Source organism: Nocardia lasii, from assembly GCF_042658545.1.
GTDB classification, from domain to species: Bacteria; Actinomycetota; Actinomycetes; order Mycobacteriales; family Mycobacteriaceae; genus Nocardia; species Nocardia lasii.
This window is the reverse complement of sequence record NZ_JBHSQN010000015.1, coordinates 594,342-609,128: the sequence shown is the minus strand read 5'-3', so window position 1 is coordinate 609,128 and position 14,787 is coordinate 594,342. Positions and strand designations below refer to the sequence as shown.

Genomic DNA, 14,787 nt, shown 5'->3' with positions numbered 1-14,787 from the left:
TTTACGCCGTTAGCTGCCCGGTACAGTTTGTAGCGGGAAAGAAAGGCAAATGGTCAGCAATCTTGCAGGTGGGCGGCCCCCACGGCAGGCACCGGAGTCGGGCGCGCAGCTCGGGGCTCTCGAGGCCTATGCCGCACAGGCCCATGGATTTCTCAGTGCCGGTGGTGAACAGCTGACCCAGCTGGCCGGTCTGCTGCGCCCGCTCGTGCTCGAGTCGTGGTTGCGCAGCGTACGCGGCGGTATCGATCCGACCGATGTGATCGGCGGTCGCGGTCTGCGCGGCGCCGACCTCGAGCGGTATCGCGACGCCCACCCCATCGCCGTGCTCATGCCGCTGATCGACAAACTGCTGGTCCAGGACGCGTCGCAGGCCGGTTTGATCGTCACCGTGGCCGACCAGTTCGGTCGCGTGCTCTCGGTGCACGGCCATCCCGAGCAGGTCGCCGCCGCCGCCGAGATCGGCGTGCGCGAGGGCGACGATCTCAGTGAACGTCGCATCGGCACCAACGCCGTCGGCCTCGTCGTGCGCACCGGGCGCGCCACCTGGATCCACGGACCCGAACATTTCCTGCATCGCATGCACCAGATCACCGGCGCCGCGGCCCCCGTGCACGAGCCCGACGGCCGCCTGATCGGTGTGCTGATGATTGCCGGTGGGATGCGGGTGGCCAAGCCCGAGATCCTCGCGCTGGTCAAAGCCGCCGCGACCGCCGCCGAAATGGACCTGGTGCTGCGGGCGATGCGCGCCAGTCACGGCATCGCCGCGCCGGCCGAGCCCGCCGCCGACGAGAGCGAACCCGCCCCGCTGGCCCTGGATGTGCTCGGTCTCGGCCAGCCGCAGTTGAGTGTGGCCGGGGAGCGCGTCTCGCTCTCGCAGCGGCATGCCGAGATCCTGCTGTTGCTCACCGAGCATCCCGAGGGTCTGGGCGCCGACCATCTGGCCCTGCTGCTCGACGACACCGATCTGGACAACGGCACGATCCGCGCCGCGATGTCGCGGTTGCGTTCGGTGGTCGGCGCCTCGGTGGTGGGTTCGCGTCCCTACCGTCTGCGCGTGCATGTCGCAACCGATGTGGAGGCGCTGCGGGCCGCGCTCGACTCCGGTGATATCGAAACCGCATTACGCTTGTACCTCGGTCCGGTGCTGCCGCGCTCCTCGGCGCCGGGCATCTGCGACATTCGCGACGAACTGCGCGTCCGACTGCGGGCCGCGGTGCTCGCCGCGCCCGAGGCCGGCGTGCTGCGCCGCTGGACGTCGTGCCCGGAGGGTCGTGACGATGCCGCCGCCTGGGCCGCCTACCGCTCGACGGTGGACCGCGATTCGCCCCTGTATGCGCAGATAGAGGCCAAAATCCGGGTACTCGACCGGCGGATCGGCGCTGATGCAACGCGGATGCAACGTTTCGGCTCATAAGGTCCCGGTCTGAACGTGTGGTGAGTCACATCGAGATGACTCCTGTGTTGGTGACCACACTCATGCCCAGGTCATGGCTACCCGCCGGTACGGGCTCGAGAATCGGACAATCTTTTTAGCGGGAAAAGTTTCTTTTTATTACCGTAACGCCTAGTGTCACCAATGCATGGTCAAGCGTCCATGTGATGCAACAGACAAAGCAGTTGGAGGAATGATCAACAGCTAGGCACGCGACGGACCCGGTGTCCGTCGCCGCGACGACCACGGGTCGTCGTCCACATGATCTGTCGGGGATCTTGCGTGCGTGTGGCGTCACGCCCACCACGTTCACATCGAACCAGTGGCTCACGAGGTGTATTCGTGCTGCCCGAAAACGTTCGATCTGCTGTTTTTTCGCGATGTGAGGAGGCTCTGGTGCACGGTACGGAGTTGGGTGGGTTCAGCGCGCTACCACAGGAAGCGCGGGTCGTCGGGCCGGCGTTCGCGCTGGCTCCGGCTCAGCTGGGTGTCTGGTACGCGCAGCTGCTCGACCCCGACGTTCCGATCACCATCGCCCAGTACATCGATATCGACGGCGAGCTCGATGTTGTTGCGCTGCAACAGGTCAGCGCCGAAGCCGCCCGTGCCTACGGCTCCTCGCTGGTGCGCCTGGGCGAAGCCGACGGCGTGCCGTACCAGTACATCGACCACACCATCCCGGTCGAGGACGAGCTGCCGGTGATCGACCTGCGCCACCACGACGACCCGATCGCCGCCGCGCAGGAGTGGATGCGCGCGGAGTTCGGCGCGCCCCTTGACCTGCTCGCGGATCGCCTGGTGGCGGGCGCGCTGCTGTGGGTCGGCCGGCGGCGCTGGTTCTGGTACCTGCGCGGGCACCACATCGTGCTCGACGGCTACGGCGCGTTCACCAACTCCCAGCGCATCGCCGAGCTCTACACCGCCCGGGTGCTGGGCACCCAGGCCCGCGAGGTCGTTCCCGGCGAACTGTCCGCCCTGGTCGAGGGCGAGCAGCGCTACCGCGAGAGCACCCGTTTCATCGGCGACCGCGAGCACTGGGCCCAGCGCATCGCGGGCCTGGACAGCCCGACCGCGCTCGACGGCCGCACCGCCCCGCGCTCGGCGATCAACCTGGTCACCGGCGGTCGCCTCTCCGAGGGCCTGGTCGAACGCCTGGAAACCATCGCGGCCAGCGACGACTCGACCATCTCCGGGGTGCTGCTCGCCGCCTTCGCCGCCTACCTCGGTCGCCTGACCGACCGCCCCGACGCCGTCCTGAGCCTGCCCGTCACCGCCCGCACCACCGCCGTCATGCGCCGCTCGGCGGGCATGCTGTCCAATATCGTGCCGCTGCGACTGCCCACCGGCGCCGCCGATTCGGCCGCGACCTGGGGCGAGCTGCTGCGCGCGGCCCGGGTGGAGGTGGCGGGCGCGCTGCGTCACCAGCGCTACCGCGCCGAGGACATCCGCCGCGACGCCGAGGACGACGGCCGCCCGGCCCGGCGCGCCCTGTTCGGCCCGCTGGCCAACTTCATGCTCTTCCGCAGCGACCTGACCCTCGGTTCCACCACCGGCCGCTACCGGGTGCTGTCCACCGGTCCGATCGAGGACCTGAGCTTCAACGTCTACTACGGCGACCGCGACCGCGTGCACGTCGACTTCGAAGCCAACCCGAACCTCTACGACGCCGACACCCTGGCCCGCCACCACGCGCGCTTCCTCGGTTTCCTCGAGCGCCTCGCCGCCGCCGACCTGGACACCCCGCTGGCCCGCATCGACGTAGCGACCGAGCTGGAACTGCAGGTCAGTACCCAGATCTGGAACTCCACCCGGTTCGATGTGGACGCCGCGCTGGCCCAGCGCGCGGTGTCGATCGCGACCCTGCCCGCCATGTTCGAGGCCCAGGTCGCCCGCACGCCCGACGACGTGGCCGTGCGCATGGCGTCCGCGGCCGCCGACGCCGGTGACACGCTCACCTACCGCGAGCTGTCCGAGCGCGCCAACCGCCTCGCCCGCCGCCTGCGCGAAGACGGCATCGGCCCCGAATCCCTTGTCGCGCTGAGCATCCGCCGTTCGCCCGAGCTGGTCGTCGCCATGTACGCGGTGCTCGCCGCGGGCGCCGCCTACGTGCCGATCGACCCGGATCACCCGGCCGACCGCATCGCCCACATCCTCGCCACCGCCGCCCCGGCCGCGGTCCTCACCACCAGCCGCGACGGCGCCCCCGTCGACGACCTGCCCGTGCTGGCCGTGGACACCCTCGACCTGAGCGGCTACCCCGAGCACCCGCTCACCGACGCCGACCGCACCGCCCCGCTGCGCCCGAACCACCCCGCCTACGTCATCTTCACCTCCGGCTCCACCGGTCTGCCCAAGGGCGTCGCCGTCGAGCACGCCGCGATCGTGAACCGCCTCGTCTGGATGCAGCAGAGCTACCGCCTGCACGGCGTCGACGTGGTGTTGCAGAAGACCCCGATGACCTTCGACGTGTCGGTGTGGGAGTTCTTCTGGCCCTTGCAGATCGGCGCCACGCTGCTGCTCGCCGAGCCGGACGGCCACCGCGATCCCGCCTACCTGCGTCGGGTCATCGACGAATACGGCGTCACCGTGGCACATTTCGTGCCCTCGATGCTGGAAGTCTTTCTCGCCCAGCAGGAGATCGCCGAGCGCAGCACGCTGCGGCTGGTCTTCGCCTCCGGCGAGGCCCTGCCCGCCGCGCCTGCGCAGCGGCTGCGGCTGCTCACCGGCGCCCGGCTGCACAATCTCTACGGCCCCACCGAGGCCGCGGTCGATGTCACCTTCCACGAGGTGAACGACGCGGACCGGACCACGGTGCCGATCGGCGCGCCGGTGTTCAACACCCGGCTCCATGTTCTCGACTCGCGGCTGCGGCCGGTTCCGGTCGGGGCTCCGGGTGAGCTGTATCTGTCGGGGGTACAGCTCGCCCGGGGCTATGTGGGACGACCCGAGCTCACGGCGGGACGCTTCGTCGCCGCGCCGTCGGGCCTGCGGATGTACCGCACCGGCGACCTGGTCCGCTGGACCACCAACGGTGAACTGGAATACCTGGGCCGCACCGACTTCCAGGTCAAGCTGCGCGGCCTGCGCATCGAACTCGGCGAGATCGAGGCCGTGCTCGAGAGCGTCGACTCCGCCACCCGTGCGGTGGTCGTGGTCCGTGACGACGCGGGCGTGGGCGAACAGCTCGTCGCCTACGTGGTCGAGGCCGAGCCCGGCGCCGTCACGGTCGACACCCTGCGCGAAACCGCCCTGCGCGCGCTGCCGGCCTACATGGTGCCCGCCGCGTTCGTGCTGCTCGAGGCCCTGCCGGTGAACGCCTCCGGCAAGCTCGACCGCAAGGCCCTGCCCGCCCCCACCCGCACCGTGGTCAGCTACGCCGAACCCGTCGGCCCGGTCGAGCAGACCGTGGCGCGCGTGTTCGCCGAGGTCCTCGGCCTCGACCGGGTCGGCCGCGACGACGACTTCTTCGCCCTCGGCGGCAACAGCCTGGTCGCCACCCAGGTGGCGGCTCGCCTGAGCGCCGATCTCGGCTGCCGGCTCGGCATCCGCGACCTGTTCGGCGCCACCACCGTGACCCGCCTGGCCGCCGCCATCACCGAGCGCGACACCGGCGTCTCCGCGCAACTGCCGGTTCTCGCCGCGCGTCCGCGCCCCGCGCTGATCCCGCTCTCGCCCGCCCAGCAGCGCATCTGGTTCCTCAACCGCTTCGACCCGTCGGCGCCCGGCTACAACATGCCGTTCGTCATCCGCCTGCGCGGCACCGCCGACCTGCCCGCCCTGGTCACCGCCCTGACCGCCGTGGTCGACCGCCACGAGGCCCTGCGCACCGTCTTCCCCGCCGTCGACGCCCCCGGTGGCGAGGTCGCCGAGCAGGTCGTGCGTGAGCCCGGCCGCTTCCACATCGACGCCCCCGTCGAAGTCCCCGCGCCCGCCCTGGACGCGGCCCTCACCGGCTTCGCCCGCACCGGCTTCGACCTCGAAACCGAACCGCCCTTCCGCGCGAAGATCTTCCTCGTCGCGGCCACCGACGCCGCCGAGCACGACGCGGAAACCCGTTCGGCCGCCGCGGTGTCGACGACGGCGGACGCTCACGACGCGACAGCCGCGTCGAGTGCCGCCGACGCCGATTCGGTCGCCGCGCACGATCAGGCGGGCGAGTGTGTCCTGGCCGTCGTCCTGCATCACATTGCCGCGGACGGTGTTTCGCTCCAGGTCCTTGTCCGCGACGTCCTCACCGCCTACCGCGCGGCCACCGAGAACATCGCCCCCGCCTGGGCGCCCCTGAACGTCCACTACGCCGACTACGCCCTGTGGCAGCGCGAACTCCTCGGCACCGAGACCGACCCCCAGTCCCTCGCCTCGCGCGAAATCGCCTTCTGGGAGCGCACTCTCGCCGATCTGCCCGACCAGCTCGAGCTCCCCTCGGCCCGCCAGCGCCCGCTCGAGTCCACCATGCGCGGCGCCCGAACCGACTTCACCATCGACGCCGAGCTGCACCGGCGCCTGGCGGAGCTGGCCCAGCAGGCCGGCGCCTCGCTGTTCATGGTCCTGCACACCGCGCTGGCCGTGCTGCTCGCGCGCCTGTCCGGCACCACCGATATCGCCATCGGCACCGGTGTCGCCGGCCGTGGCGACCGGGCCATCGACGACCTGATCGGCATGTTCGTCAACACCCTGGTCCTGCGCACCGAGGTCGACCCCGCCGCCCCGTTCACCGCCGCCCTCGAGCACACCCGCGAAACCGACCTGGCCGCCTTCGCGCACGCCACCGTCCCGTTCGACCGGCTCGTCGACGTGGTCAACCCGGCGCGTTCGCAGTCGCGTCACCCGCTGTTCCAGGTCGCGCTGAACTTCCAGGCCGTCCTCGACACCACCTTCGACCTGGCCGGTTCGCCGGTCACCGTGCACGAGATCGAACTCGACATCACCAAGTTCGACCTGCAGATCACCCTGGCCGAACGCCGCACCGCCACCGGCGAATTCGCGGGCATCGAGGCCGTCGCCCTCTACGCCACCGACCTGTTCGACGAGCACGAGATGCGCGAACTCGGCGCCCGCTTCGTGCGCGTCCTCGACGCCGCCGTCACCGCGCCGCAGACCCCGGTCGGTGACCTGGCCCTGCTCTCGTCCGCCGAACACGCCCACCTCACCTCTCTGCGTGGGGGTCCTGTCACCGCCACCGGTCTGCTGCCCGATCTGTTGTCCGCCGCGGTCGCCGTCGGCCCCGAGCGCGAGGCCGCCACCGACGGCGCCCGCACCCTCACCTACCGCGAACTCGATCGCGCGTCGGCACGCCTGGCCAGGGTCCTCATCGACGCCGGCATCGGCCCCGATGATGTGGTGGCAGTGGGCATTCCGCGCTCGATCGAGTCCGTCCTCGCGGTCTGGGCCATCGCCAAGTCCGGTGCCGCGTGGCTCCCTGTCGATCCGAGTTACCCGCTCGATCGGATCACCCATATGGTGACCGATTCCGGTGCGCGACTGGGTCTTACGGTGTCACAGTCGCACGCGTCGCTGCCCGGCCCGATCGAGTGGCTCGCCCTCGACGACCTCAAGGTCATGGCCGAATGCGCCTGGCGCTCCAGCGATCCCGTCACCGACCGCGACCGCGTGCGCCCCCTGCGCGCCGAGCACCTCGCCTACGTCATCTACACCTCCGGTTCCACCGGCCTGCCCAAGGGCGTGCTCGTGCGCCAGGCGGGCATCGCCGGTTTCGCCGCCGAGGAATCGGCGCGCATGTTCGGCACCGCCGACGCCCGCGTGCTCCAGGTCGGCTCGCCGTCCTTCGACATCTCGGTGATGGAATTCCTGCTCGCCGTGAACTCCGCCGCCACCCTGGTGATCGCCGTCCCCGGCCACGACGTGGGCGACGAACTCGCGCAGCTGCTCTCGCGCCAGCGGGTCACCCACGCCCTGATGACCCCCTCGCGCCTGGCCGTGCTCGACCCCGCCCAGCTCGACGACCTGCGCATGGTGATGGTCGGCGGCGAAGCCTGCCCGCCCGACCTGATCGCCCGCTGGACCACCGGCGCCGTCCCGCGCGCCTTCGTCAACGCCTACGGCCCGTCCGAGACCACGGTCGCCACCAACATCAGCGCCCCCCTCGACCTCGACACCCCCCTCACCCTTGGCACCCCCCTGCGCGGCATCACCGAATGGGTCCTCGACACCCGCCTGCGGCCGGTCCCCGTCGGTGTCGCCGGCGAGCTCTACGTCGCGGGCGCCCAGGTGGCCCGCGGTTACCGCAACCGCGCCGACCTCACCGCCGCCCGCTTCGTCGCCTGCCCGTGGGCCCCCGCCGAGCGCATGTACCGCACCGGCGACCTGGTCCGCTGGACCACCGAGGACACCCTCGAGTACCTCGGCCGCAACGACGACCAGGTCAAACTCCGCGGCTTCCGCATCGAACTCGGCGAAATCGAAACCGCCCTGCTCGCCCAGCCCACGATCCGCCAGGCCGTCGTGCTCGTCCGCCCGGACGCGCACCGCGGCGACCAACTCGTCGCCTACCTGGTTCCGGCCACCCCGGCCGAATCCGCTCTCGACGACGCGCCCCGAACCCGCCACCTGGCGAGCGACGCCAACCCGACCTCCAGCGTCACGGGCGCTGGCGGCCAGTCTCCGGCTGTCGCGGGACCGATCGCCTCGGCAGCCGAACTCGGTGACCACGCGGCGTCGGACCTACAGCGGACAGACCTCGACGTCGACCAGGTCACGGCGATCCTGCGCGGCACGCTCGCCGCCCACATGGTCCCGTCGGCCTTCGTCGTCCTCGACGAACTGCCCCTGACCCCCAACGGAAAGCTCGACCGCAAGGCCCTGCCGCAGCCGGTCTTCGCCGCCCGCGCCTTCCGCGCCCCCGCCCAGGGCACCGAGTCCACCGTGGCCCGCGTGTTCGGCGAGGTGCTCGGCGTGGACCAGGTCGGCGCCGACGACGACTTCTTCGCCCTCGGCGGCAACTCCCTGGTCGCCACCCAGGTCGTCTCGCGCCTGGGCGCCGCGCTCGGTCGCGCCGTGTCGCTGAAGGTCCTGTTCGAGGCCCCCGCCGTCACCGCCCTGGCCGCCCTGCTCGACTCCGCGCAGGAGATCGCGACCAGGCCCGCGCTGGTGGCAGCCGAACGCCCGCACCGGATTCCGCTGTCCTACGCCCAGCAGCGCATGTGGTTCCTCAACCAGTTCGACGCCGATTCGGTCGCCGACAACATCGCCGCCGCCATCCGCCTCACCGGCGCCCTCGACCCGGCCGCCCTCAACGCCGCCGTGGCCGCGGTCTTCGCCCGCCACGAGGCCCTGCGCACCCGCTACCCCGCCACCGACGGCATCCCCTTCCAGCAGGTCCTCGACATCGACGCGCAGTCGATCACCCTGGAACCGCACGCCATCGCCCCGGTCGACCTCGACCGCCGCATCCGCGACCTGGCCGCCGTCCCGTTCGCGGTCGACCAGGAACCCCCGGTCCGCCTGCACCTGCTGCACACCGCCGCCGACGAGCACGTCCTGGTCCTTGTCCTGCACCACATCGCCGCCGACGGCTGGTCGGTCGCGCCGCTGACCCGCGACGTGATGGTCGCCTACGCCGCCCACCGGGCCGGCACCGCGCCGCAGTGGACCCCGCTGCCCGTCCAGTACGCCGACTTCGCCCTCTGGCAGCGCGAAGCCCTCGGCGCCGAGGACGACCCGACCTCGCCCATGGCCCAGCAGATCGCCTTCTGGACAACCGAACTCGCCGACCTGCCCGACCTGCTCGCCCTCCCGACCGATCGCCCCCGTCCGGCCGTGGCCTCGGGACGCGGTGCGCGCCAAGCGTTCACGATCCCCGCCGCGACCACCGATCGCCTGCGCGAACTGGCCGCCACCGCGAACGCGTCGCTGTTCATGGTCCTGCACGCCGCCTTCGCCGCCACCCTGTCGAAACTGTCAGCCCAGCAGGACATCTCGATCGGCACGCCCGTCGCCGCCCGTGGGGATCAGGCCCTCGACGACCTGGTCGGCATGTTCGTCAACACCCTGGTCCTGCGCACCCCGGTCCGCCCCGACGCCACCTTCACCGACCTGCTCGGCACGGTCCGCGCGGGCGACCTGCGCGCCCTGGCCAACACCGATGTCACCTTCGACCGCCTCGTCGAGGTCCTCAATCCCGAACGCTCGACCGCCCGGCACCCGCTGTTCCAGGTGATGCTCGACTTCCAGAACAACTCCCAGACCGAACTCGAACTCGCGGGCCTGACCGCCTCGGAGATCGAGATCGACACCCGCACAGCCAAATTCGACCTGCAGCTGACCCTGCGCGAGACCAGCGACGGCCTGCTCGCCCGCTTCGAGTACGCGACCGACCTGTTCGATGCCCGCACCATCACAGATTTCAGCACCCGCCTGTCGCGGTTGCTGGAGACGGTGACCGCCGATCCCAACGTCGTGATCGGCGACATCGATCTGCTCGACTCCGCCGAGCGCACCCTTGTGCTCGACACCTGGAACGACACCGCCTACCCGGTCGACGCCCGCATGAACCTGGCGTCGCTGTTCGCCGCGCAGGCCACCCGCACCCCCCACGCGACCGCGCTGAGCGCCGACGGCGACTCCCTCACCTACGCCGAGTTCGCGGCGAAGGTGAACCGCCTCGCCCGCCTGCTCATCTCCATCGGCGTCGGCCCCGAGCGCACCGTGGCACTGGGCATCCGCCGCTCCACCGACCTGGTCGTGGCCATGTACGCGGTCATCGCCGCGGGCGGCGCCTACGTGCCGCTCGACCCCGACCACCCGGCCGACCGCATCGCCGCGGTCCTCGACGCCGCCGACCCGGTCTGCGTGCTGACCCGCGCGCTCGACGCCGTCGACCTGTCCGCCGCCACGGCCCCCGCCGTGCTCGACCTCGAGCAGCTCGACACCGCCGACTACGCGTCGGACCCGATCACCGACGCCGACCGCCTCGCCACCCTCACCCCGGCCAACGCGGCCTACCTGATCTTCACCTCAGGCTCCACCGGCACGCCCAAGGGCGTCGTGGTCACCCACGCCGCGATCGTCAACCGCCTGGTCTGGATGCAGGACGCCTACCGCCTCACCCCCGCCGATTCCGTGCTCCAGAAGACCCCCGCCACCTTCGACGTGTCGGTGTGGGAGTTCTTCTGGCCCTTGCAGATCGGCGCCCGCCTGGTCCTGGCCGGCCCCGACGGCCACCGCGATCCCGCCTACCTGACGCGGCTGATCGACACCGAGCAGATCACCGTCGCCCACTTCGTCCCGTCGATGCTGTCGGTCTTCGTCGCCGCCCTCGACGACACCGCCGCCTGCACCTCCCTGCGCATGGTCTTCGCCTCGGGCGAGGCCCTGCCGCCCGCCCCCGCGCACACCCTGCGCCGCCGCACCGGCACCGCCGTGCACAACCTCTACGGCCCCACCGAGGCCGCCGTCGACGTCACCTTCCACGAGGTCGTCGACGCCGACACCACCACCGTCCCCATCGGCGCCCCCGTCCACAACACCCAGGTCTACGTCCTCGACAGCCGTCTGCGCCCGGTCCCCGCCGGCGTCCCCGGCGAGCTGTACCTGGCGGGCACCCAGCTGGCCCGCGGCTACGCGGCCCGCGTCGACCTGACCGCCGACCGCTTCGTCGCCAACCCCTTCACCCCCGGCGAGCGCATGTACCGCACGGGCGACCTCGTCATCTGGACCACGGCGGGCCCCGTCGCGGTCGACGCGGATCGCGACGACGTGCGCGGTGAACTGGAATACCTGGGCCGCACCGACTTCCAGGTCAAACTGCGTGGCCTGCGCATCGAACTCGGCGAGATCGAAGCCGCCCTCGCGGTGCTGCCCGAGGTCACCCAGGCCGCCGTGCTCGTCCGCGACGACAGCCTGGTCGCGTATGTCGTCGCCCAGCACCTCGACGTGCCCGAGGTGAAATCCGCCCTCACCCGCACCCTGCCCGCCTATATGGTCCCGGCGGCCTTCGTCGTCCTCGACGAGTTCCCGCTCAACCCCTCCGGCAAGCTCGACCGCAAGGCCCTGCCCGCCCCGCTGTTCGAGGCCGCGGTCTTCCGCGCCCCCGCCACCGAGGTCGAACGGATCGTGGCGCGCACCTTCGCCACCGTCCTCGGTTTCCCGGCCGATCGCGAAGTCGGCCGCGACGACGACTTCTTCGCCCTCGGCGGCAACTCCCTCAACGCCACCCAGGTCGCGGCCCGCCTCGGCGCCGCCCTCGACACCCAGATTCCCGTCCGCCTGCTGTTCGACGCGCCCACGGTCCTCGACCTGGCCGACCGCTGCGCCGCCCTGCGCGGCACCGGCGCCCGCCTGGAACTCACCACTCGCGAACGCCCCCAGCGCATTCCGCTCTCGGCCGCCCAGCGCCGCATGTGGTTCCTCAACCGCTACCTCGCCGACGTGGACGGCATCGGCGACGCGGTCGACAACATCCCCGTCGCCCTTCGCCTGACCGGCGACCTCGACACCGCCGCCCTCGAGGCCGCGCTGGCCGACGTCATCGCCCGCCACGAGACCCTGCGCACCAGCTACCCCGACGGCCCCGACGGCGCCGAACAGTTGATCGCCGACACCGCCGACCTCACCCTGCGCGCCGAGGACATCACCGAGGCGCAGCTCCCCGAACGCCTGTTGGCCTGCGCCGCAGTGCGATTCGACCTGACCACCGAGATCCCCGTGCGCGCGGCACTGTTCGCGATCAACGGCGAGCACGTCCTGGTCCTGGTCGTGCACCACATCGCCGCCGACGGTTTCTCCCTCGGCCCGCTGGCCGCCGACCTGATGACCGCCTACGCCGCCCGCAGCACCGGCACCGCCCCCACCTGGACCCCGCTGCCCATCCAGTACGCCGACTACGCCCTGTGGCAGCACGAAGTCCTCGGCGAGACCACCGATCCCGCCTCGCTGGCCCACACCCAGCTCGACTTCTGGCGCCGCGCCCTGGCCGGTCTGCCCGAACAGCTCGACCTCCCGACCGATCGCCCCCGCCCGGCCGAGTCCACCTACCGTGGCTCGGTCCATCGCTTCCAGATCGACTCCGACCTGCACAGCGAACTGCGCGAACTGGCCCGCAAGCACGAGGCCACCCTGTTCAGCACCGTCCACGCCGCCCTCGCGGTGCTGCTGGCGCGGCTGTCCGGCGGCAGCGACATCGCGATCGGCACCCCGGTCGCGGGCCGTGGCGAGGCCGCCCTCGACGGCCTGATCGGCATGTTCGTCAACACCCTGGTCCTGCGCACCCAGATCGACCCGCGCACCGAGTTCGAAACCACCCTCGACGCCGTCCGCGCCGGTGACCTCGACGCCCTCTCGCACGCCGACCTCCCGTTCGAGCAGGTCGTCGACGCCATCGACCCCGCCCGCGCCCGCAACCGCCACCCCCTGTTCCAGGTGGCACTGGTCCTGCAGAACTTCACCGTCCCCGCCCTGGAAGCGGCGGGCCTGCGCGTCGCCCCCGTCGACTTCGACGCCGCCGTCGCCAAGTTCGACCTGCAGTTCACCCTCGCCGAAGCCGAGGACATCGACGGCCGCGCCAACGGCATGTCCATCGAGATCTCCTACGCCACCGACCTTTTCGACGCGAGCAGCGTCGCCGTGCTGGCCCGCCGCTTCGCCCAGGTCCTCGCCGCCGTGGTCGCCGACCCGACCGTCGTCGTCGGCGACATCCAGCTGCTCAGCGCCGAAGAGCAGCAGCGCACCCTCTACGACTGGTCCACCACCGGCGCCTCCACGGCCACCGCCGACACGATGGTGCACCGCTTCGCCCGCGCCGCCGCCCTCGACCCGAACGCCGTCGCGGTGAAGGCGGGCGAATACACCCTCACCTACGCCGAACTCGACGCCTGGTCCAACCGCCTGGCCCACCGCCTCATCAATGCCGGCGTCGGCCCGGAATCCCTGGTGGCCGTGGCACTTCCGCGCTCGCTGGAACTGCCCGTGGCCCTGCTGGCCGTGCTCAAGGCCGGCGGCGGCTACCTGCCGATCGACCCCAACTACCCGGCCGACCGCATCGAATACGTCCTCACCGACGCCCGCCCGCTGTGCGCCATCACCAACGGCGACACCGGCCTCGCGCCCGACTGGTTCGGTGGCCCCGTCATCGATCCCGCCGCCGAGAACCTCCTGGATTTCCCCGCCGAGCCCGTCGCCGACGCGGACCGCCGCACCCCGCTCACCCCCGCCAACACCGCCTACGTCATCTACACCTCCGGCTCCACCGGCCGCCCCAAGGGCGTGGTGATCCCGCACGCGAATGTGACCGCGCTGCTGGACAATACGGCCACCCACTTCGGTTTCGGCCCCTCGGACGTGTGGACGATGTTCCACTCCTACGCCTTCGACTTCTCGGTCTGGGAGCTGTGGGGCGCGCTGCTGCACGGCGGCTCGGTGGTCCTGGTCGACTACTTCACCTCCCGCTCGCCCGAGCAGTTCCGCGAACTGCTGGTGACCGAGGGCGTCACCGTCCTCAACCAGACCCCGTCGGCGTTCTACCAGCTCGTCGCCGCCGACCTGGCCGCCGATCCGGCCGACTACGCCCTGCGCACCGTGATCTTCGGCGGCGAGGCCCTCGAACCCCAGCGCCTGGCCGGCTGGTTCGCCCGCTACCCGCACGCTCCGCGCCTGGTGAACATGTACGGCATCACCGAGACCACGGTCCACGTCTCCTACCGCGAGATCACCCCGAACACCGGTTCCGCCAGCGTGATCGGCGGCGCCATCGCGGGTCTGACCGTGCGCGTGCTGGATTCGCGCCTGCGTCCCGTCCCGCTCGGCGTCCCCGGCGAAATCTATGTCTCCGGCCCGCAATTGGCCCGCGGCTACCTCGGTCGCCCCGACCTCACCGCGAGCCGCTTCGTCGCCGACCCCTACGGTCCGCCCGGCAGCCTGGCCTACCGCTCCGGCGACCTGGCCCGCTGGACCGCCGAACCCGGCCCCCGCGCCGCCATCGACCTGGAATACCTCGGCCGCGCCGACCAGCAGGTCAACCTGCGCGGCTTCCGCGTGGAACTCGGCGAGATCGAGGCCGCGCTGCTGCACAGCTCGGTCGCGCCGCGCGAGGTCGCGGTGCTGGTGCGCACCGACTTGGTTGACGAGCCCCGCATCGTCGCCTACCTCGTCGCCGAGGCCGCGATCGACACCGCCGCCCTGCGCCAGGAACTGGCCCGCACGCTGCCCGAGCACATGCTCCCGGCCGCCGTGGTCGTCGTCGACCGCATCCCGCTGACCGTCAACGGCAAGCTCGACCGCGCCGCCCTGCCCGCCCCGGTCTTCGACACCACCGCCTACCGTCGCCCGAGCACCGTCACCGAGCAGCTCGTCGCCGCCGTCTACACCGAGGTCCTCGGCCGCGCCGACGGCCAGCCCGCCCG

The 14,787-nt window shown here is 71.5% G+C and carries 1 protein-coding gene and 1 pseudogene; both read left to right on the top strand.

Annotated elements, in window-relative coordinates; all coding sequences use genetic code 11:
* The first annotated feature begins 49 nt into the window (after positions 1-49).
* Positions 50-1,414 carry a GAF domain-containing protein gene (locus tag ACFP3H_RS24730; RefSeq protein WP_378609516.1) on the top strand — a complete coding sequence of 455 codons (1,365 nt, stop codon included), beginning with the start codon at positions 50-52 and terminating at the stop codon, positions 1,412-1,414.
* A gap of 279 nt (positions 1,415-1,693) precedes the next feature.
* A pseudogene (locus ACFP3H_RS24725) lies at positions 1,694-14,614 on the top strand (non-ribosomal peptide synthetase); the annotation flags it as partial.
* Positions 14,615-14,787 lie beyond the last annotated feature (173 nt).